Raw genomic sequence first — 21540 nt, forward strand, 5'->3', positions numbered from 1 at the left:
TCATGACCGTGTTGTTGTTCTGGGCCCTGGCCCTGATGCTGTTCGCGCTGGCCTGCGCGCTCGGCAAGCGCGTGGGGTTGATCCCGATCGTCAGCCAGCTGCTGCTGGCGACCCTGGCGCTGCCGCTGCTGATGCTGCTGTGGATCGAGCCACATTGGCAGCTCGACGGCGCCATGCTGGTCGCGCCGAGCTGGTTCAAGACCCTGTATGGTTGCAGCTTCGCCCTGCTGCTGGGGCACATCCTCGCTGACGTCGCCGAGCTGCGCATCGACCGCGAGGCGTTGAAACTCGCCGTGCCCAGCTTCCTGGTGCCCTTCTCATGCGGCCTGGCCTGCGCGCTGTGGCTGCTGGACCAGGGCGGCCTTACCGCGCTGGCCCTGGGCCTGGTGTTCGCCATTACCGCGATCCCGGTGCTGTACCTGTACCTGCGCGCCATCGACTATCCACCCGCGGCCAGCCGACGGCTGCTGCAGGCGGCGATCCTCATCGACCTGGCCTGCTGGCTGCTGCTGGGCCTCGGCCAGGGCAGCCTGCAACCGGGCAGCCTGGCCTGGCCGCTGCTGGCGGCGGCCCTGCCGCTGCCGCTGCACTTCGCCGGCCTGCGGGCCCCCAGGGTATATGGTGCGCTGTTCCTGGTGCTGCTGTTCGTTGCCGAGCACTACCGGCTCAATGCCCTGGTCTTTGGCATCGGCTACCTGGCTTGCCTGGCCTGGCTCAAGGTCCCGGTGCGGATGCCGTTGCCCGAGGCCTGGAGCCGCCGCCTGCAGCAAGGCATGGCGGTCCCGCTGATCCTGACCTACGGCGTGGTGCAGATCGACGTGCACCATGCCCTGCAAGGCTTCGATGCGCTGCAACTGGCCGCCCTGCTGGCCCTGCCGATCGCCAGCAAGCTGCTGGGCAACTGGCTGGGCCTGTGCTGGGCCGCGCCATCGTTCCCCGGCGCGAGCAAATGGCGCGAGAGCCTGCTGCTGAACATTCGCGGCCTGAGCGAAATCGTCTTTCTCAACCTGCTGCTGCAGCAGGGCCTGATCGGCCCGGCGCTGTACTTCGCCCTGATGCTGATGAGCCTGGTTGCCACCCTGATGCCGGCGATGGCCGGCCTGCACCGGATTCCCCTGAATACTGTCCCGACGCCAAGGAGGCCTCATGCCGAACTGTGAACTGCAACAACGCCAGGTGCTGGTGATCGGCGCAGGGCCTTCCGGCGCCATCGCCGCCGCCCTGCTCAAGCGCAAGGGCCACGATGTACTGGTAATCGAGCGCCAGCGTTTCCCGCGCTTCTCCATCGGCGAGAGCCTGCTGTCCCACTGCCTGGACTTCGTCGAGGAGGCCGGGATGCTCGAAGCCGTCGAGGCCGCGGGCTTCCAGCACAAGAACGGCGCCGCCTTCGCCTGGGGCGAGGAATACAGCGCGTTCGACTTCGGCCTGACCTTCTCCCAGGGCAAGCCAAGTACCTTCCAGGTGCAACGTGCGCAGTTCGACCAGTTGCTTGCCGACCAGGCCCAGGCCCAGGGCGTGGAGATCCGCTACGAGCACGAGATCGTCAGCGTCGACGTGGGCGGTGACTGCCCGCGCGTGCGGGTGCGCCGCCCCGAGGGTGACGAATACGAAGTGGAAAGCGCCTTCGTGCTCGACGCCAGTGGCTACGGCCGCGTGCTGCCACGCCTGTTGGAGCTGGAAGCGCCGTCGAACTTCCCGGTGCGCCAGGCGGTGTTCACCCATATCGAAGACCGCATCGACCACCCCGGCTTCGACCGCGACAAGATCCTCATCACCACCCACCCCGAGCACCGTGACATCTGGTTCTGGACCATCCCGTTCAGCAACGGTCGCACCTCCCTGGGCGTGGTCGCCGCCGCCGAGCGCTTCGCCGAGGCGCCGACCGACCTGGACGCCTGCCTCAAGTACTTCGTGGCGCAGACCCCGAGCCTGTCCAAGGTGCTGGCCAATGCCGTCTGGGATACCCCGGCCCGCACCATCGGTGGCTACTCGGCCAACGTCAGCACCCTGCACGGCCCGGGTTTCGCCCTGCTGGGCAACGCCGCCGAATTCCTCGATCCGGTATTCTCCTCGGGGGTGACCATTGCCATGCGCTCGGCGAGCATGGCCGCCAACCTGCTGCACCGCCAGCTGGAGGGCGAGGCGGTGGACTGGCAAACCGAGTTCGCCACGCCGCTCAAGCGCGGCGTCGACACCTTCCGCGCCTATGTCGAAGGCTGGTACGACGGCAGCTTCCAGGACGTGATCTACCACCCCGGCAGCTCGCCGGAGATCCGCGCCATGATCAGCTCGATCCTCGCCGGCTATGCCTGGGACCTGCGCAATCCGTTCGTCGCGGAACCCAAGCGCCGCCTGCGCACCCTGGCCGAGCTGTGCGCGAGGACGCCGGCATGAGCCAGCAACCTTACCTGAGCGACACCTACGTCGAAGAGACCCGCATCGGCTTCTGGTTCCTGCGCAGCCACACCTGGCAGCACCATGTGCTGCGCGTGGCCATCAATGACCTGCGCCGGCTGTTCGACGGCGAGCCACCCCAGGCGCCGGTGCTGCTCGATGCCGGCTGCGGCCAGGGCAAGTCGTTCAAGCACCTGCTGCAGGTGTTCGCCCCGTCGCGCCTGCTGGGCACCGACGCCGACCCGCACAGCCTGGCGCTGAGCGCCGCCGAGGCGCAGCGGCTGGGTGTCGAGGTGGAACTGCGCGGCAGCGATTGCGCGGCGCTGCAGTTCCCCGACGCCAGCGTCGACATCCTGTTCTGCCACCAGACCTTCCACCACCTGGTGGAGCAGGAGAAAGCCCTGGCCGAGTTCCATCGAGTGCTCAAACCCGGTGGCTACCTGCTGTTCGCCGAGTCCACCGAGGCCTACATCGACACCTGGGTGATCCGCTGGCTGTTCCGCCACCCCATGCACGTGCAGAAGAGCGCCGAAGGCTACCTGCAGATGCTGCGTGACCAGGGCTTCGAGTTCGCCGCGCGCAACGTGTCCTACCCTTATCTGTGGTGGAGCCGCTCAAAGGACTTCGGCCTGCTCGAACGCCTGGGACTGCGCAAGCCGCCACCGGTTGGCCAGCGCGAGGAAACCCTGGTCAACGTGGTGGCGCGCAAGCCCCTGGAGCAACCATGAAACACCTGCTGGCGCTGTGCCTGTGCCTGTTGCTCGGCGCCTGCGCCGTGCGCCCGCCCCTGCCCGAGGCGCTACCCACGCTGACACTGCCGCGCCAGTTGCACGTGCAACGCGAGCAGGACGGCCAACGCCAGGACTGGCTGCTGGTGATCCAGAACGAAGATCACCGTCTGCGCTGGTCGCTGCTCGACCTGCTGGGCATCCCCCAGGCCCGCCAGTTGCTCGATGGCAGGCAATGGAAGGCCGACGGCCTGCTGCCGCCCAACCCGGCGGCACGCGAACTGTTCGCCGCCGTGCTGTTCGCCCTGACGCCGTCCGAGCAACTGCAGCGTCTTTATCCACAGGCCCGCCAACAGGAACAGCAACGCTGGCTGGGCGACCGCTGGCAGGTCAACTATCGGGCCAGCGAGCATTTCACCTTGAACCTGGGCCAGGGCCTGCGTTATGAAGTCAGCCCATTGCCCAGCGAGAACACTCCATGACCGCCTATCTCAACGCTCTGGGCCTGGTCTGCGCCCTTGGCCGCGGCCAGGCCGAGGTGGCCGCTCGCCTGTTCGCCGGTGACTGCTCCGGCATGCTGCCCCAGGAGGGCTGGGTGCAGGACCGACGTCCTGTGGTGGGCGCGGTCAGTGGCGAACTGCCCGCCGTGCCCCTGCCTGAACAGCACAGCCGCAACAACCAGCTGCTCTACTGCGCGGCCTTGCAGATCGAGCCGGCGATCCGCCAGGCGATTGCCGATTTCGGTCCGCAGCGGGTGGGCGTGGTGCTGGGCACCAGCACCTCGGGGATTGCCGAGGCCAGCGCCGACATTGCCCACTACCTGCACGAAGGCGTGCTGCCAGGCAGCTACCGCTACGACCAGCAGGCACTGAGCGCTCCCGCCGAATTCCTGGCCGACTGGCTGCAATTGAGCGGCCCGGCCTACGTGATCTCCACCGCCTGCACCTCCAGCGGCCGGGCGCTGCTGAGCGCGCGCCGCCTGCTCGACCTGGGCCTGTGCGACGCCGTGCTGTGCGGGGGCGTCGACAGCCTGTGCGGGCTGACCCTCAACGGTTTCAGCGCCCTGGAGGCGGTCAGCGAACAACGCTGCAACCCGTTCTCGGTGAACCGCAACGGCATCAACATCGGCGAAGCCGCCGCGCTGTTCGTCATGAGCCGGACTCGCCCGGCACAGGGGCCTGCCATCGCCCTGCTTGGCGCCGGCGCCAGTTCCGACGCCCATCACATCTCGGCACCCGACCCCACCGGCAACGGCGCCTTGCAAGCCATGGCCAAGGCCCTGGACAATGCCGGCCTGGCTGCGGCGCAGATCGACTACCTGAACCTGCACGGCACCGCCACCCAGCACAACGACGCCATGGAAAGCCTGGCTGTGCATGCCCTGTTTGGCGCCAGTACACCGTGCTCATCCAGCAAGCCGATGACCGGCCACACCCTGGGCGCGGCCGGGGCGCTGGAGGCGGCCTTCTGCTGGCTGGCCCTGAGCGAACACAACCCGCACGGGCGGCTGCCACCCCATGTCTGGGACGGCCAGCGCGACCCGCAACTGGCGGAGCTGGCCCTGGCAGACGCCGGCCAGCAGTTGCCCCAGGGCCGCCCGCGCCGACTGATGAGCAATTCGTTCGCCTTCGGCGGCAACAACGTGAGCCTGATTCTCGGAGACACCCCATGATTGCCTGGCCATTGGCCGAACTGCTGCCGCATGCCGGCGACATGATCCTGATCGATCAGGTCGACAGCTGCGACGAGGAGCAGATCCACACCCGCGTGACCGTCCGCCCCGGCGGGCTGTTCAACCGCGAGGACGGCAGCCTGCCGGCCTGGCTGGGCCTGGAACTGATGGCCCAGAGCGTGGCCGCCTACGCCGGCTGCCGCGCGCGCCGCCTGGGCCAGCCGGTGGAGCTGGGCTTCCTGCTCGGTACCCGCAAGTACGAATGCGATGTCGAACACTTCCCCGCCGGCGCCGAGCTGCGCATCCACGCGCTGCGCTCGCTGGAGGATGACAACGGCATGGGTGTGTTCGAATGTCACCTGCGCGGCCCCGGCATCAACGCCAGTGCCCGCCTGAATGTCTACCGCCCGCCGCAAGTGGCCAGCTACCTGGCCGAGGCGGGCCCTGAGGAGTCACCCCATGACTGACACCATCCTGGTCACCGGCTCCAGCCGGGGCATCGGCCGGGCCATCGCCCTGCGCCTGGCGCGCGCCGGCTTCGACCTGGTCCTGCACTGCCGCAGCGGCCGCACCGAGGCCGACACCGTCGCCGCCGAGGTCCAGGCCCTGGGCCAGCAGGCGCGGGTGCTGCAGTTCGATATCGCCGACCGCGAAGCCTGCAAGACCATCCTGGAAGCCGACGTTGAGGCCCATGGTGCCTACTACGGTGTGGTATGCAACGCCGGCCTGACCCGTGACGGCGCCTTCCCGGCCCTGACCGAGGACGATTGGGACCAGGTCATGCGCACCAACCTGGACGGTTTCTACAATGTCCTGCACCCACTGACGATGCCGATGATCCGCCGCCGCGCACCGGGCCGCATCGTCTGTGTCACCTCGGTGTCCGGCCTGATCGGCAACCGTGGCCAGGTCAACTACAGCGCCTCCAAGGCCGGTCTGATCGGTGCCGCCAAGGCCCTGGCGATCGAGCTGGGCAAGCGCCGGATCACGGTCAACTGCGTGGCCCCCGGGCTGATCGACACCGCCATGCTCGACGAACACGTGCCGGTGGACGAGCTGCTGAAGATGATCCCCGCCGGGCGCATGGGCACGCCGGAGGAAGTGGCCGGCGCGGTGAATTTCCTGATGTCGCCCGAGGCGGCCTACATCACCCGCCAGGTGCTGGCGGTCAACGGAGGGCTGTGCTGATGCGCCGCGTCGTCGTCACCGGCATGGCCGGCATCACCGCCCTGGGCAACGACTGGACCAGCATCGCCGGGCATTTCGCCCAGCAACGCAGCGGCATCCGGCGCATGGGCGAGTGGGACCGCTTTGAAGAGCTCAACACCCGCCTGGCCGGCCCCATCGATGACTTCAAGGTGCCCGGCCACTGGACCCGCAAGCAGTTGCGCAGCATGGGCCGGGTGTCGCGCCTGGCGGTCGCCGCCGCCGAACGCGCCCTGGGCGACGCCGGCCTGCTGGACGATGCGAGCATCCGCGACGGGCGCATGGGCGTGGCCTGCGGCTCGTCCACCGGCAGCACCGACGAGATCAAGGCCTTTGGCAACATGCTGCTCAACTCGGTGGCAGACGGCCTCAATGCCAACTCCTACGTGCGCATGATGCCCCACACCACGGCGGCCAACATCAGCATCTTCTTCGGCCTCACCGGTCGCCTGATTCCCACCTCCAGCGCCTGCACCAGCGGCAGCCAGGGCATCGGCTACGCCTACGAGGCGATCAAGTACGGGCGCCTGCCGATGATGCTCGCCGGCGGCGCCGAAGAACTGTGCCCCACCGAGGCCATGGTGTTCGACGCGCTCTACGCCACCAGCCTGAAGAACGACACCCCGCACCTGAGCCCGCGCCCCTACGACATCGACCGCGATGGCCTGGTGATCGGCGAAGGCGGCGGCATGCTGGTGCTCGAGGAGCTGGAACACGCCCTGGCCCGTGGCGCACGGATCCACGCCGAGATCGTCGGCTTCGGCAGCAACGCCGATGGCCAGCACACCACCCGTCCGGAGCAGGCCACCATGCGCCGGGCCATGGAACTGGCGCTGGAGGACGCGGGCCTTGCTCCCGAGGCGATCGGCTACGTCAACGGCCACGGTACCGCCACCGAGCAGGGCGACATCGCCGAGACCCAGGCCACCAGCAGCCTGTTCGGCCCACGCATGCCGATCAGCTCGCAGAAGAGCTTCCTCGGCCATACCCTGGGCGCCTGCGGCGCGCTGGAGTCGTGGTTCAGCATCGAGATGATGAACAGCGACCGCTACGTGCCCACCCTCAACCTCGACCACGTCGACCCGCGCTGCGGCGAGCTGGACTACCTGCGCGGCGAGTTCCGCGCGATGAACAATGAGCATGTGATGAACAACAACTTCGCCTTCGGCGGGGTCAACACGTCGTTGATCTTCCGTCGCTGGCCCTGACACCCCCACCCTACTGGAGAGAATGGAATGTCCCCATTGATCCGTGCCGCGGCCCTGGGCCTGGCACTGACCGGCCTGGCCGGCTGCACCTCGAAACCCGTGCTCAACCCGGCCGAGCAACTGACCGCCGGGCACAACTACAGCCAGGCACAAGTCCAGCAGGCGATCCTCAAGGCCGTCGCCGAGCGCGGCTGGACCGCGCGCAACGTCGGCGCCAGCGTGATCCAGGCCGATATCACCGTGCGCAACACCTTCTTCGCGGCGGTCGATATCCACTACAGCCCCAGCCAGTTCCGCATCGCTTACCGCGACAGCCGTGAACTGGGCTACAAGGACGGCCAGATCCACCGCAACTACAACCGCTGGGTCTACAACCTCGACCGCAGCATCCTGCGTGAGCTGAACGCCCTGAACACCCAGCGCATCCTGCAGCAGCAAGGCAACGCCAGCGTCTCCAACTGAACCTGCGCCTGGACGCCGGGGCCGCCAACGGCACCGGCGCTCAGGGGCTGGCTTGGCTGCCTGCCTGGCCTGTCAGCAGCGCGGCGAACGCCCTGGCCATTGCCGACCCGCCGCGCTCGCGCTGCACCAGCCACACTGCCGTGACCGCCTCTTCATCCAGCAAGGTACGGTACACCACCCCGTCGATGCGCATGCGCTGGAACGAGGCGGGCAACACCGAAACCCCGAGCCCCGCCGAAACCAGCCCGATGATGGTCATCGCCTCGCCCGCCTCCTGGGCGAAATGCGGGCTGAAACCCGCCTGGCGCGCCAGGCTCAGCAACTGCGCATGCAAGCCGCTGCCATAGCTGCGTGGAAAGAACACGAATGGCTCGTGGGCCAGCGCCTGCATGTAGAGCCCCTGCTCGCTGCCCTTGGCCAGCGGATGGGAGGCGTTGATCACCGCGACCAAGGGCTCGCGCAACAGCTCGGTGGCCACCAGCCCCTCCGGTAAAGGCATCGGCCGCATCAGGCCCACTTCGATGGATTCGTCGAACACCCCTTCGGCCACCTCACGGCTGCTCATTTCCTTGAGGTTCAGGTGTACCGCCGGGAACTGCTGGCGGAACGCGTGCAGGGCCTTGGGAATTTTCGAGGTAAAAGGCGCCGAGGAGGTAAAACCGATCTTCATTTCGCCCAGTTCCCCCAACTGCGCCCGCCGCGCCACGTCGGCGGCTTTCTCCACCTGGGCCAGCACCTGGCGCGCTTCCTCGAGGAACAGGCGCCCGGCCTCGCTCAACTCGACCCGGCGGTTGGTGCGCTCGAACAGACGCGCCCCCAGCTCCTGCTCCAGGGCCTGGATCTGCTGGCTCAGCGGGGGCTGGGAGATACCCAGCTGCTGGGCGGCACGACCAAAATGCAGCTCCTCGGCCACGGCAATGAAATAGCGCAGGTGACGCAGCTCCATGATCGACTCCAAACAGGTCGTAAAACGTCTTAAACAGGTCGAACAATATATTGGATCTAATCATTAGCCAGCTATATGCTTTTTCCATCGCAGCACCGGCCCCAGCGCCCGAGGTACCCTCCGTGAGATCCGCCGCAGTCCCCCTATCTGCCGAGCCCGAGCCTGTCGTCAACGATATCTGGATCGAGAAAGGCTCCCCCGCCTTCATGAAGACCGTGCTGGCCCTGTTCAGCGGTGGCTTCGCCACCTTCGCCCTGCTGTACTGCGTGCAGCCGATGATGCCGCTGCTGTCCCAGGAGTTTTCCATCAACGCCGCGCAGAGCAGCCTGGTGCTGTCGGTGTCCACCGCCATGCTGGCGTTCGGGCTGCTGGTCACCGGGCCGATCTCCGACCGTATCGGGCGCAAGCCGGTGATGGTCTTCGCCCTGCTCTGCGCCGCCCTGTCGACCCTGGCCAGCGCGGTGATGCCGAGCTGGGAACTGGTGCTGGCGACGCGCGCCCTGGTGGGCCTGTCGTTGAGCGGCCTGGCGGCGGTGGCGATGACCTACCTGAGCGAAGAGATCCACCCGCAGCACATCGGCCTGGCCATGGGCCTGTACATTGGCGGCAACGCCATTGGCGGCATGAGCGGGCGCCTGATCACCGGCGTGCTGATCGACTTCGTCAGCTGGCACACGGCGATGCTCGCCATCGGCGGCCTGGCCCTGGCTGCGGCCCTGGTGTTCTGGAAGGTGCTGCCCGAATCGCGCAACTTCCGGTCCCGGACGCTGAATCCACGCAGCCTGCTCGATGGCTTCGCCATGCACTTCAGGGATGCCGGGCTGCCCTGGCTGTTCCTCGAGGCCTTCCTGCTGATGGGCGCCTTCGTCACCCTGTTCAACTACATCGGCTACCGCCTGCTGGCCGGGCCCTATCACATGAACCAGGCGCTGGTCGGATTGCTGTCGGTGGTGTACCTGTCGGGGATCTACAGTTCGGCGCAGGTCGGCGCCCTGGCCGACAAGCTGGGCAGACGCAAGGTGTTCTGGGCCAGCATCCTGGTGATGGCCGGCGGCCTGCTGATGACCCTGGCCAACCCGCTGGCGATGATCATCGTCGGCATGCTGGTGTTCACCTTCGGCTTCTTCGGCGCGCACTCGGTGGCCAGCAGCTGGATCGGCCGCCGGGCGCTGAAGGCCAAGGGGCAGGCTTCGTCGTTGTACCTGTTCTGTTACTACGCGGGGTCGAGCGTGGCGGGGACAGCGGGCGGGGTGTTCTGGCACCAGTGGGGCTGGAACGGCATCGGGCTGTTCATCGGCGGCCTGCTGGCGGTGGCGTTGCTGGTGGCGGTGCACCTGAGCAAGCTGCCACCGAAAACGGCCTGATATCGTGGGAGCGGGCTTGCCCCGCGATGTCGCCCTATCAGGCAACGAGGCTTGCACTGGCTGGCGCTATCGCGGGGCAAGCCCGCTCCCACGCATTGAAGCGTGAAGCTTCGGATCAGTTGATGATCTCGACGATATCCACATCCACCTCACGGCTCATCAGGTGCTTCTCCACCTCGCCGGTCAGCTTGACCTTGGTCTTGTCGTTGAACGGCGTTGGCGGCAGGTCTTCGTCGTCGATCTCGACGGTGATGGTGCCGGTGTTGTCCTTGAACTCGTACTTGTCGTCGTTGTTGATCTTCTTGGTCACGAAGCCCTGCAGTACCACCGGGGTGTCGTCGGCGGCATCGTTGGCGGCGGCGACCGTGGTCACGGCCTGGGCGCCAGGGCCGGTGTAGCCGGCGGCCAGGGCGGCGGTGCTGAACAGCGGGGCGAGGATCAGGGGCAGGTAACGGGCTTTCATGGTGATCGGGTCCTGTTTGCGTTTTGATGGTCCCAGATTACCGACGATCGCTGAATTGAAACTTAATATGAAAAATCGCGGGGCAAGCCCGCTCCCACGCCATATACAAGGGGGCGTGGGAGCGGGCTTGCCCCGCGATCGGTCTGACGCTTACTGGTGATACTGCGCCGACAGCTCATGCACGGCATTGATGAACACGCCGGCGTGCTCCGGGTCGACCTCCGGGGTGATGCCATGGCCCAGGTTGAACACATGGCCGCTGCCCTTGCCATAGCTGGCGAGGATGCGCGCCACTTCCTTGCGGATCGCCTCGGGCTTGGCGTACAGCACGGTCGGGTCCATGTTGCCCTGCAGCGCCACCTTGTCGCCGACGCGGCGGCGGGCGTCGCCGATCTCGCAGGTCCAGTCCAGGCCCAGGGCGTCGGCACCAGCCTCGGCGATGCTTTCCAGCCACAGGCCGCCGTTCTTGGTGAACAGGATCACCGGAATCTTGCGCCCTTCGTGCTCGCGGATCAGGCCGCTGACGATCTTGCGCATGTAGGCCAGGGAGAACTCCTGGTAGGCCGCCGCCGACAGGTTGCCGCCCCAGGTGTCGAAGATCTGCACGGCCTGGGCGCCGGCGAGGATCTGGCCATTGAGGTAGCTGGTGACCGACTGCGCCAGCTTGTCCAGCAGCAGGTGCAGGGCTTCAGGGTTGTCATAGGCCATGGCCTTGGTCTTGCGGAAGTCCTTCGACGAGCCACCCTCGACCATGTAGGTGGCCAAGGTCCACGGGCTGCCGGAGAAACCGATCAGCGGCACGCGGCCGTTGAGCTCGCGGCGGATGGTGCTGACCGCGTCCATGACGTAGCCCAGGTCCTTCTGCGGGTCGGGAATCGGCAGCGCCTCGATGTCCGCCAGGGTGCTGATGACCTTCTTGAAACGCGGGCCTTCGCCGGTCTCGAAGTACAGGCCCTGGCCCATGGCGTCGGGGATGGTGAGGATGTCCGAGAAGAGGATCGCCGCGTCCAGCGGGTAGCGGTCCAGCGGCTGCAGGGTGACCTCGCAGGCGAACTGCGGGTTCATGCACAGGCTCATGAAGTCACCGGCCTTGGCGCGGCTGGCGCGGTACTCCGGCAGGTAGCGGCCGGCCTGGCGCATCATCCATACCGGGGTGACGTCTACGGGTTGCTTGAGCAGTGCACGCAGGAAACGATCGTTCTTCAGGGCAGTCATGTCGGCATCCGGAAAAAAAGTGCGGGCATTTTCTCAGACGCGGACGCAAAAGGCACGGCCATGGCCATGCGTTTTGTCTATCAGGTGCCATGGATCAAGCATTTTTGTATACAAAAAGCATCGCGGGGCAAGCCCGCTCCCACAGGTTGGACACATGACCTGTGGGAGCGGGCTTGCCCCGCGATTAGGCCGGATCAGACTTCGAGGTAATCCAGGATGCCTTCGGCAGCGGTGCGGCCTTCGAAAATGGCCGTCACCACCAAATCCGACCCCCGCACCATGTCGCCACCGGCAAACACTTTCGGGTTGCTGGTCTGGTGCTTGAACTTGCCCTTCTCCGGTGCCACCACGCGGCCCTGGCTGTCCAGCTGGATGCCATGCTGCTCGAACCACGGCGCCGGGCTCGGGCGGAAGCCGAAGGCGATCACCACGGCATCGGCCGGCAGGATCTCCTCGGACCCTGGGATCGGCTCGGGGCTGCGGCGGCCACGGGCATCCGGCTCGCCGAGACGGGTCTCGACCACCTTCACACCCTCGACCTTGTCCTCGCCAACGATGGCGATGGGCTGGCGGTTGTAGAGGAACTTCACGCCCTCTTCCTTGGCGTTCTTCACCTCTTTGCGCGAACCCGGCATGTTGGCTTCGTCACGGCGATAGGCGCAGGTCACGGCCTTGGCGCCCTGACGGATCGAGGTGCGGTTGCAGTCCATCGCGGTGTCGCCACCGCCCAGGACCACGACCTTCTTGCCCTGCATGTCGACGAAGTCTTCCGGCGACTTCTCGAAACCGAGGTTGCGGTTGACGTTGGCGATCAGGAAGTCCAGCGCGTCATGCACGCCCGGCAGGTCCTCGCCCGGGAAGCCGCCCTTCATGTAGGTATAGGTACCCATGCCCATGAACACCGCGTCGTACTCGGCGAGCAGCTGCTCCATGCTGATGTCCTTGCCCACCTCGGTGTTCAGGCGGAACTCGATGCCCATGCCGGTGAAGACTTCGCGGCGATTGCTCAACACGGTCTTTTCCAGCTTGAACTCGGGGATGCCAAAGGTCAGCAGGCCGCCGATCTCGGGGTTCTTGTCGAACACCACCGGGGTCACGCCCGCGCGCACCAGCACGTCGGCGCAGCCCAGGCCAGCAGGGCCGGCACCGATGATGGCAACGCGCTTGCCAGTGGGCTTGACCTTGGACATGTCCGGGCGCCAGCCCATGGCGAAGGCGGTGTCGGTGATGTACTTCTCCACCGAGCCGATGGTCACCGCGCCGAAACCATCGTTCAGGGTGCAGGCCCCTTCGCACAGACGGTCCTGCGGGCACACACGGCCGCACACTTCCGGCAGGGTGTTGGTCTGGTGCGACAGTTCAGCCGCGGCCAGGATGTTGCCTTCGGAGACCAGCTTCAACCAGTTGGGAATGAAGTTGTGCACCGGGCACTTCCATTCGCAATACGGGTTGCCGCAGCCCAGGCAGCGGTGCGCCTGCTCCACGGACTGCTGTGGCTTGAAAGGTTCGTAGATCTCGACGAACTCCTTCTTGCGCTGGCGCAGCAATTTTTTCTTCGGGTCCTTGCGGCCCACTTCGATGAACTGGAAGTCGTTGCTCAGACGTTCAGCCATTTTTCAAAACCTCTTTACCGCAGTTGCCGGCCATAAGCCGCAAGCTGCAAGACAATCACTTGAGCAGGACGGGCCCCGCGCACGGGGCCGTCACTTGCAGCTGTTCTTACTGCGGGTTGGCACGGGTGCTGGACAGCAGTTGCTTGAGGTTGGCCGCCTTCGGCTTGACCAGCCAGAAGCGCCGCACGTAGTCGTCCAGATTCTCGGAGAGCTCACGCCCCCACTCGCTGCCGGTTTCTTCCACGTACTCGCCCAGGACCCGCGCCAGATGGCTGCGGTAAGCCTCCATCGCCTCACCACTGATGCGCTGGATTTCCACCAGCTCGTGGTTGAGCTTGTCGACGAAGCTATTGTCCATGTCGAGCACGTAGGCGAAGCCGCCCGTCATGCCAGAACCGAAGTTGTAACCGGTCTTGCCCAGGACGCAGACAAAGCCGCCGGTCATGTATTCACAGCAGTGATCGCCGGTGCCCTCGACCACAGCGTGGGCGCCGGAGTTACGCACAGCGAAGCGCTCGCCCGCGGTGCCGGCGGCGAACAGCTTGCCGCCGGTGGCACCGTACAGGCAGGTGTTGCCGACAATGGCGCTGTGCTGGGTTTCGAACGGGCTGCCGGCTGGCGGCACGATGGTCAGCTTGCCACCGGTCATGCCCTTGCCGACGTAGTCGTTGGCGTCGCCTTCCAGGTGCAGGTTCAGACCACCGGCGTTCCAAACGCCGAAGCTCTGGCCAGCGGTGCCCTTGAAGCGGAAGGTGATCGGCGCCGCGGCCATGCCCTGGTTGCCGTGCAGCCTGGCGATCTCGCCGGAGATGCGCGCACCGATGGAACGGTCGCAGTTGCAGATGTCGAGGCTGAACTCGCCACCGGCCTGGTCGCGGATCGCCGGCAGGGCCATGGCGACCATCTTCTCGGCCAGCTCGCCCTTGTCGAACGGCGGGTTCCTGTCCACTTCGCAGAACTGCGGCTTGTCGGCCGGGATGTGCGAGCTGCCCAGCAGCGGCGACAGGTCGAGGTGATGCTGGCGCTCGGTGTCGCCCGGAAGCACGTCGAGCAGGTCGGTGCGGCCGATCAGCTCACCCAGGCTGCGCACGCCCAGCTTGGCCAGCCACTCACGGGTTTCTTCAGCGACGAAGGTGAAGAAGTTGATCACCATGTCGACGGTGCCGATGTAGTGGTCCTTGCGCAGCTTGTCGTTCTGGGTGGCCACGCCCGTGGCGCAGTTGTTCAGGTGGCAGATGCGCAGGTACTTGCAGCCCAGGGCGATCATCGGCGCGGTGCCGAAGCCGAAGCTCTCGGCGCCGAGGATGGCGGCCTTGATCACATCAAGGCCGGTTTTCAGGCCGCCGTCGGTCTGCACCCGCACCTTGCCGCGCAGGTCATTGCCGCGCAGGGTCTGGTGGGTTTCGGCCAGGCCCAGCTCCCACGGCGCGCCGGCGTACTTGATCGAGGTCAGCGGCGAAGCACCGGTGCCACCGTCGTAGCCGGAGATGGTAATCAGGTCGGCGTAGGCCTTGGCCACGCCGGCGGCGATGGTGCCGACGCCGGCTTCCGCCACCAGCTTGACCGATACCAGGGCCTGCGGGTTGACCTGCTTGAGGTCGTAGATCAGCTGGGCCAGGTCTTCGATCGAGTAGATGTCATGGTGCGGCGGCGGCGAGATCAGGGTCACGCCCGGCACCGCGTAGCGCAGCCGCGCGATCAGGCCGTTGACCTTGCCGCCCGGCAGCTGGCCGCCCTCGCCGGGCTTGGCGCCCTGGGCCACCTTGATCTGCAGCACCTCGGCATTGACCAGGTACTCAGGGGTCACGCCGAAGCGGCCGGTGGCCACCTGCTTGATCTTCGAGCTCTTGATGGTGCCGTAGCGGGCCGGGTCTTCACCGCCCTCGCCGGAGTTGGAGCGCGCGCCCAGGCGGTTCATGGCCTCGGCCAGGGCCTCGTGGGCCTCCGGCGACAGCGCGCCCAGGGAGATGCCGGCAGAGTCGAAGCGCTTGAGGATGTCCTCCAGCGGCTCGACCTGCTCCAGCGCCAACGGTTGCTCGGCGACCTTGACCTTGAGCAGGTCGCGGATCATCGACACCGGGCGCTGGTCGACCAGCGTGGTGTATTCCTTGAACTTGGCATAGTCGCCCTGCTGCACGGCGGCCTGCAGGGTGTTGACCACGTCCGGGTTGTAGGCGTGGTATTCGCCGCCGTGGACGAACTTGAGCAGACCACCCTGCTGGATCGGCTTGCGCGCGCTCCAGGCCTCGGCGGCCAGCAGCTTCTGGTCGCCTTCGAGGTCGACGAAACGCGCGCCCTTGATGCGGCTCGACACGCCCTTGAAGCTCAGGCCGACCACTTCCTCGGCCAGGCCTACGGCTTCGAACAGCTGGGCGCCACGGTACGAGGCGATGGTGGAGATGCCCATCTTCGACAGGATCTTCAGCAAGCCCTTGGAGATGCCCTTGCGGTAGTACTTGAAGACTTCGTCCAGGTCGCCCAGCACCTCGCCGGTGCGGATCAGGTCGGCCAGCACTTCGTAGGCCAGGTACGGGTAGACGGCCGAGGCACCGAAGCCCAGCAGCACGGCGAAGTGGTGCGGGTCACGGGCGGTGGCGGTCTCGACCAGGATGTTGCTGTCGCAGCGCAGGCCCTGTTCGGTCAGGCGGTGGTGCACCGCGCCAACGGCCAGCGAGGCGTGCACCGGCAGCTTGCCCGGGGCGATGTAGCGGTCGCTCAGCACCAGCTGGGTCTTGCCGCCGCGCACGGCCTCTTCGGCCTGGTCGGCGATGTTGCGGATGGCCGCTTCGAGGCCGACGCTTTCGTCGTAGTTGAGGTCGATCAGCTGACGGTCGAAACCTTCGCGTTCCAGGTTCATCAGCGAACGCCACTTGGCGGGCGAGATGACCGGCGAGCTGAGGATCACCCGCGAGGCGTGCTCGGGGGACTCCTGGAAGATGTTGCGCTCGGCGCCCAGGCAGATTTCCAGGGACATGACGATCGCCTCGCGCAGCGGGTCGATCGGCGGGTTGGTCACCTGGGCGAACTGCTGGCGGAAGAAATCGTACGGCGAGCGCACGCGCTGCGAAAGCACGGCCATCGGTGTGTCATCGCCCATCGAGCCGACCGCTTCCTGGCCTTGTTCGCCGAGCGGGCGCAGCACCTGGTCACGTTCCTCGAAGGTGACCTGGAACATCTTCATGTATTGCTTGAGCTGGTCAGCGTCGTAGCTGGCCACACCCTGGTCGTCGCTCAGGGTCGCCTGGATGCGCGTGGCGTGCTGGCGCAGCCAGCGCTTGTACGGGTGGCGCGACTTCAGGCGGTTGTCGATGGCGTCGGTGTCGAGGATCTGCCCGGTCTCGGTGTCCACGGCGAGGATCTGGCCCGGGCCGACACGGCCCTTGGCCAGGACTTCCTCGGGCTGGTAGCCCCATACGCCGATTTCCGAGGCGATGGTGATGTAGCCGTTGGTGGTGGTCACCCAACGCGCCGGGCGCAGGCCGTTACGGTCGAGCAGGCACACCGCGTGGCGGCCTTCGGTCATGACGATGCCGGCCGGGCCGTCCCACGGCTCCATGTGCATGGAGTTGTATTCGTAGAAGGCGCGCAGGTCGGCGTCCATGGTCTCGACGTTCTGCCAGGCCGGCGGTACCAGCATGCGCACGCCGCGGAACAGGTCGATGCCGCCGGTGACCATCAGCTCGAGCATGTTGTCCATGCTCGAGGAGTCGGAACCGACACGGTTGACCAGCGGGCCGAGCTCTTCGAGGTCGGGGATCAGGTCGTTGGCGAACTTGGTGCGCCGGGCCATGGCCCAGTTGCGGTTGCCGGTGATGGTGTTGATCTCGCCGTTGTGGGCGAGGAAGCGGAAGGGCTGGGCCAGCGGCCACTTCGGCAGGGTGTTGGTGGAGAAGCGCTGGTGGAACACGCAGATCGCGGTCTGCAGGCGCTCGTCGCCCAGGTCCGGATAGAACGCCGCGAGATCGCGCGGCATCATCAGGCCTTTGTAGATGATGGTCTTGTGCGAGAAGCTGCAGATGTAGTGGTCGGTGTCGTGGGCGTTGGCCACGGACGAGCGGCGACGGGCACTGAACAGCTTGATGGCGAATTCCTGGTCGCTCAGGCCTTCGCCGCCGATGAACACCTGCTCGATCTGCGGCAGGCGCTCCAGGGCCAGGCGGCCGAGGACGCTGGTGTCGATCGGCACCTTGCGCCAGCCGACCAGCTTGAGGCCGGCGTTGACGATCTCGCGGTCCATGTTGGCGCGGGCGGCCTGGGCTTTGACCGGGTCCTGGTTGAAGAACACCATGCCGACGGCGTACTGCCTGGGCAGCTCGACGGCGAAGTGCTCCTGGGCCACGGCACGCAGGAATTGATCGGGCTTCTGCATGAGCAGACCGCAACCGTCGCCGGTCTTGCCGTCGGCGTTGATGCCGCCGCGGTGGGTCATGCAGGTCAGCGCCTGCATGGCGGTTTGCAGAAGGTGGTGACTCGGCTGCCCCGTCATATGGGCGATCAGGCCGAAACCACAGTTGTCCTTGAATTCTTCGGGATGGTACAGACCTGTTTTCATAGACACTTTCTCACCAGGTTCACCTCTCAACCGGAGGCAAATCTCTTTTTTAACAACCACTTACCATCCACGCCGATCAAACGCCAGCTTTTTTGCGGTGGTCATGGAAAACCATTGTTGCACAGCGACAGCGACGCCCACAAATTTTCATGTCTCACCATTGAAAATTTATGTCGCAATTTTGAATGTTTTTACGCCATGCGCCGTGATAGCGGCTTGGCTAGAGTCTGAAGCGTTTCAGCCATGACTGCAACACAGGGCTTGTGGCCGGCAGTCTGGGACAGAAAAGCCTGCCGCGCTCGGGCGCAGCAGGCTGATCGAAAGCTAGAAGTCGCTCAGCAACTGGGCGGCGGGGTGGTGCCGCCCGGAAGGTATCAGCGGGCCGTGGCCAGCTCTTGTTGGACGCTGCCGACGGTACGTGGCCAAGGTTTACCAGCCTGGACCTTGGCTGGCAAGTTCTTGATTGCCGCAGCAGCGGCGTCGCGGCTGGCGAAGTTGCCGTAGGTGACGACAAACAGCGGCTTGCCCTGCAGGTTTTTCTTGAAGTAGCGATAGTCGCCACCCTGTGCCTTGACGAAGGACTGGGCCGACGCCTCGGAGCTGGTGCCGAAGATCTGCACCACGTAATTGCCTGGCTTCTGGCCGGCATACCAGCTGCTGTTGCCGGCGCCGCCCGCGGTTGGTTTCTCGGCAGGCTTGCTCGCGGGCTTGGCGCTGGCGACCTGGGTGGGGGCCGGGGCCGGTTTGGCAGGTGCAACCGGCTTTGCCGGCTGGGTTGCGACAGGCTTCGGCGCAGGCGCAACCGGCTGTACCGGAGCGGTAGTCACCGGCTGGGCAGGGGCCGGTGCCGGGCTGGCGGTGGCGCCTTGCGGCGGCGCGATGGTGGTCACGGTCGGCGGCACGGCGGCCGATGGCGCGGCAGGCTGCAGGGCGGTATCACCCGCAGGCCCACCCTCTTCGCCCTCGCCCATGCCGGCGGCCTGGGCCAGCGGCTCGCGCATCACCGGCTGCGACTGCCCGACCAGCGGCAGCGGCATCGGCTGCGAGGAACCGGAGAACTCGATGGCGGGCGCGCCGCCCTGCCCCAGTGGCAGTTGCGCCTGGGCGGCCGGTGCTTCGGTCGGAGCCTTGTCGCCCTTCTTGGGCATCAGGACCGCCGCACCGACGGCGACCACGACCACAGCGGACAACGCGAGCACGTGTTTCTTAGGCATTTTGAACCCCATGGATGGTCGCTTGACCGTGGTACGGCTGGCGATCATGGCTTCGATCAAGGTATCGCGGGCGACCTGGTTGATGTTCCCAGGCCAACCGTCGGAGTTTTCGTGGATGTCGACGATCTGCTCGGCGCTGAACACCTCGATGCCCCGGCCTGCGCCTTCCAGGCGCTGCTCCAGGTACTCGCGGGTCTCTTCCTCGCTGTACGGGGCCAACTCGATGACATGGAAGCGTTCGCCATCGGTATTGAGTTCTTCCAGCCCGGCAATCAGCGAAGGTTCGCCGAACAGGAACACATGCGGGCGCCCTTCGGCCACGCCTGCCGCCAACTCCAGCAACGCTTGGAGTGCCGACTCGTCGAGTTGTTCCGCATCGTCCACCAGCAGATAGACTTCCTGGCCAGTCAGCGCCAGCTGCACCACCTGCGACAGGATCGCCTGCACCTCCGGCTGCGCCACGTTCAGCGACTGCGCCACCTGGCCCAGCACGCTGGCCGCGTCACTGGCGCCACGCGCGGACACCACCACGCTCTGCACCGACTGCTTGTTGGTGCTGGCCACCAGGGCCTGGCGCAGCAGGGTCTTGCCGCTGCCCACCGGGCCGCTGACCACCAGCATCAGCTGGCTGTAGCGCGCCAGATGGTGCAACTGGCCGAGCACGGGTTTGCGCTGGGCGGGGAAGAACTTGAAGCCGGGCACTCGCGGTGCGAACGGATCGTGGCTCAACTGGTAATGGTCGAGGAACGCCTCATCGGCATGCAGACTGGTCATTGCGTTGTCACAACCTCAAAGCTGGGCCACGATCGCGCGGTAATCCGCCGCCAGGGTGGCCTGTAGAATCTCTGTCGAATAGTCGTCGGTGACGACGGCCTCGCCCAGCTGGCGCAGCAGCACCAGGCGCAGGCGCCCGTCGAGCACTTTCTTGTCGACCGCCATGTGCTCCATGAAATGCGCCGGGGTCATTTCCTGTGGTGGCACCACCGGCAATCCTGCGTCCTGCAGCAGGCGAATTCCGCGATCACGCGCCGGCTGGTCTATCCAGCCCAGGCGCATGGACATTTCCAGGGCCATGACCGTGCCCGCCGCCACGGCTTCACCGTGCAGCCAGACGCCATAGCCCATGTGTGTTTCGATGGCATGGCCGAAGGTATGACCAAGGTTGAGCGTGGCACGCACGCCCGATTCGCGCTCATCGGCGCCGACCACCGCGGCCTTGGCCGCGCAGGAGCGGCGGATGGCCTCGGTCAGGGCGGCGGAGTCCAGGGCGCGCAACGCCTGCATATTGTCTTCGAGCCAGGCGAGGAACGGCTTGTCGCAGATCAGGCCGTACTTGATGACTTCGGCCAGGCCCGCGGACAGCTCGCGCTCGGGCAGGGTATTCAGGCTGGTGGTGTCGATCAGCACCGCGTTGGGCTGATAGAAGGCACCGACCATGTTCTTGCCCAACGGGTGGTTGATGCCGGTCTTGCCGCCCACCGACGAGTCCACCTGGGACAGCAGCGTGGTCGGTACCTGGATGAAGTCGACGCCGCGCTGGTAGCAGGCCGCGGCAAAGCCGGCCATGTCGCCGATCACGCCGCCACCCAGGGCGACCACGGTAGTGCGACGGTCATGGCGGGCGGTGAGCAGGGCGTCGAAGATCAGCTGCAGGGTTTCCCAGTTCTTGTGGGCCTCGCCGTCGGGCAACACCACGGGCAGCACCGAGTAGGCGCCCAGGGTCTTGCTCAGGCGTTCGAGGTACAGGGGCGCGACGGTCTCGTTGGAGACGATGGCGACCTGCCGCCCGGCAATGTGCGGCGCCAGCAGCTCGGGCTGGTCCAGCAGGCCTTCGCCAATGTAGATCGGGTAGCTACGTTCGCCCAGGTCGACCTTTAGTGTCTGCATGTATCCCCACAATGTGCTTGGACGCGGCGGCGGTGCGGCCCCGCGCGGTGACGTTCAGCCCCGTCTCGGCGTTGGTCGCCGAGGATAGACCCCGCTCAGCGGGGCGGCAACTTCTGCAGGCGCTCGATGATGTCGAGCACCACCATGCGCGGTGGCCGTTCGTCGGTTTCCACCACCAGGTCGGCGATTTCGCGATAGAGCGGGTCGCGTGTCTCCAGCAGGGCGCGCAATGTGGCTTCCGGGTTGGCGGTGCGCAACAGCGGCCGGTTGCGATCACGTGAGGTACGCCCCACCTGCTGCTCCACCGAGGCGTGCAGGTAGACCACCCGTCCGCCGGCGCGCAGCGCCGCACGGTTGGCGTCGCGCATCACCGCACCGCCGCCGGTGGCCAGGACCACGCCATCGAGCGCGCTGAGCTCGGCGATCATCGCCTGCTCGCGGTCACGAAAGCCCGGTTCGCCTTCCTTGTCGAAGATCCACGGGATGTTGGCGCCGGTTCGCAGTTCGATTTCCTTGTCGGAATCCTTGAACAGCAGGCGCAGCTCTTTGGCCAACAGGCGCCCGATGGTGCTTTTACCAGCGCCCATGGGCCCCACAAGTATCAAATTTCGCACAG

18 protein-coding genes are annotated in these 21540 nt (G+C 66.3%); 10 read left to right on the plus strand and 8 right to left on the minus strand.

Features of this window, described 5'->3' with window-relative positions; all coding sequences use genetic code 11:
- Window positions 1–2 precede the first annotated feature (2 nt).
- Genes VUG52_RS25395 through VUG52_RS25435 form a run of 9 tightly spaced genes read left to right on the plus strand, consistent with a single transcriptional unit; the run spans window position 3 to window position 7670 of the window.
- Window positions 3–1160, plus strand: coding sequence for a sodium:proton antiporter (locus tag VUG52_RS25395; RefSeq protein WP_331832236.1), 1158 nt, complete (start codon window positions 3–5; stop codon window positions 1158–1160).
- Complete coding sequence (locus VUG52_RS25400; RefSeq protein ID WP_050707328.1) at window positions 1147–2394, plus strand: NAD(P)/FAD-dependent oxidoreductase; 1248 nt, start codon at window positions 1147–1149, stop codon at window positions 2392–2394. The genes VUG52_RS25395 and VUG52_RS25400 overlap by 14 nt, the downstream gene beginning before the upstream one ends.
- On the plus strand, window positions 2391–3122 hold the full coding sequence (locus VUG52_RS25405) for a class I SAM-dependent methyltransferase (RefSeq protein ID WP_050707329.1): 732 nt from the start codon (window positions 2391–2393) through the stop codon (window positions 3120–3122). The genes VUG52_RS25400 and VUG52_RS25405 overlap by 4 nt, the downstream gene beginning before the upstream one ends.
- A complete protein-coding gene (locus VUG52_RS25410; RefSeq protein WP_050707330.1) occupies window positions 3119–3604 on the plus strand; it encodes a hypothetical protein in 486 nt (161 codons plus the stop codon). Before VUG52_RS25405 ends, VUG52_RS25410 begins: the two co-directional genes overlap by 4 nt.
- Window positions 3601–4794, plus strand: coding sequence for a beta-ketoacyl-[acyl-carrier-protein] synthase family protein (locus tag VUG52_RS25415; RefSeq protein ID WP_050707331.1), 1194 nt, complete (start codon window positions 3601–3603; stop codon window positions 4792–4794). Before VUG52_RS25410 ends, VUG52_RS25415 begins: the two co-directional genes overlap by 4 nt.
- Entirely contained in the window at window positions 4791–5261 is a 471-nt protein-coding gene (locus tag VUG52_RS25420; RefSeq protein WP_050707332.1) for a hotdog family protein, read from the plus strand. Before VUG52_RS25415 ends, VUG52_RS25420 begins: the two co-directional genes overlap by 4 nt.
- A complete protein-coding gene (gene fabG / locus VUG52_RS25425) occupies window positions 5254–5982 on the plus strand; it encodes a 3-oxoacyl-ACP reductase FabG (protein ID WP_050707333.1) in 729 nt (242 codons plus the stop codon). Before VUG52_RS25420 ends, fabG begins: the two co-directional genes overlap by 8 nt.
- Window positions 5982–7208 carry a beta-ketoacyl-ACP synthase gene (locus tag VUG52_RS25430; RefSeq protein WP_262974127.1) on the plus strand — a complete coding sequence of 409 codons (1227 nt, stop codon included), beginning with the start codon at window positions 5982–5984 and terminating at the stop codon, window positions 7206–7208. Before fabG ends, VUG52_RS25430 begins: the two co-directional genes overlap by 1 nt.
- 27 nt (window positions 7209–7235) lie before the next feature.
- Window positions 7236–7670 (plus strand): hypothetical protein, encoded by a 435-nt coding sequence (locus VUG52_RS25435; RefSeq protein ID WP_050707335.1) that lies wholly within the window; start codon window positions 7236–7238, stop codon window positions 7668–7670.
- Window positions 7671–7710: 40 nt separating this feature from the next.
- Here the strand turns inward: VUG52_RS25435 and VUG52_RS25440 are convergent, their stop codons facing one another.
- Window positions 7711–8616, minus strand: a complete 906-nt coding sequence (locus VUG52_RS25440) for a LysR family transcriptional regulator (RefSeq protein ID WP_050707336.1) — start codon at window positions 8614–8616, stop codon at window positions 7711–7713.
- A 122-nt stretch (window positions 8617–8738) separates the two neighbouring features.
- Between VUG52_RS25440 and VUG52_RS25445 the strand changes: the two genes are divergently transcribed.
- Window positions 8739–9980 (plus strand): MFS transporter, encoded by a 1242-nt coding sequence (locus VUG52_RS25445; RefSeq protein WP_331832237.1) that lies wholly within the window; start codon window positions 8739–8741, stop codon window positions 9978–9980.
- 115 nt (window positions 9981–10095) lie between these two features.
- Here the strand turns inward: VUG52_RS25445 and VUG52_RS25450 are convergent, their stop codons facing one another.
- The 7 genes from VUG52_RS25450 to aroK all read right to left on the minus strand — a co-directional run bounded on the left by VUG52_RS25450 (window position 10096) and on the right by aroK (window position 21538).
- Window positions 10096–10443 (minus strand): YgiW/YdeI family stress tolerance OB fold protein, encoded by a 348-nt coding sequence (locus VUG52_RS25450; protein ID WP_028689103.1) that lies wholly within the window; start codon window positions 10441–10443, stop codon window positions 10096–10098.
- Between the two features lie 150 nt (window positions 10444–10593).
- Complete coding sequence (hemE, locus tag VUG52_RS25455) at window positions 10594–11658, minus strand: uroporphyrinogen decarboxylase (RefSeq protein WP_050707338.1); 1065 nt, start codon at window positions 11656–11658, stop codon at window positions 10594–10596.
- Between the two features lie 194 nt (window positions 11659–11852).
- Window positions 11853–13271, minus strand: a complete 1419-nt coding sequence (locus tag VUG52_RS25460; protein WP_050707339.1) for an FAD-dependent oxidoreductase — start codon at window positions 13269–13271, stop codon at window positions 11853–11855.
- A gap of 106 nt (window positions 13272–13377) precedes the next feature.
- On the minus strand, window positions 13378–17823 hold the full coding sequence (gene gltB, locus VUG52_RS25465) for a glutamate synthase large subunit (protein WP_050707340.1): 4446 nt from the start codon (window positions 17821–17823) through the stop codon (window positions 13378–13380).
- Between the two features lie 374 nt (window positions 17824–18197).
- Window positions 18198–19811 carry an AAA family ATPase gene (locus VUG52_RS25470; protein ID WP_050707341.1) on the minus strand — a complete coding sequence of 538 codons (1614 nt, stop codon included), beginning with the start codon at window positions 19809–19811 and terminating at the stop codon, window positions 18198–18200.
- A gap of 15 nt (window positions 19812–19826) precedes the next feature.
- Window positions 19827–20924, minus strand: a complete 1098-nt coding sequence (aroB, locus tag VUG52_RS25475; protein ID WP_050707342.1) for a 3-dehydroquinate synthase — start codon at window positions 20922–20924, stop codon at window positions 19827–19829.
- Window positions 20925–21019: 95 nt separating this feature from the next.
- Window positions 21020–21538, minus strand: coding sequence for a shikimate kinase AroK (gene aroK / locus VUG52_RS25480; RefSeq protein ID WP_050707343.1), 519 nt, complete (start codon window positions 21536–21538; stop codon window positions 21020–21022).
- Between the last annotated feature and the right edge of the window lie 2 nt (window positions 21539–21540).

Source organism: Pseudomonas sp. LH21 (genome assembly GCF_036549575.1).
In the GTDB taxonomy this organism is placed as follows: domain Bacteria; phylum Pseudomonadota; class Gammaproteobacteria; order Pseudomonadales; family Pseudomonadaceae; genus Aquipseudomonas; species Aquipseudomonas peradeniyensis.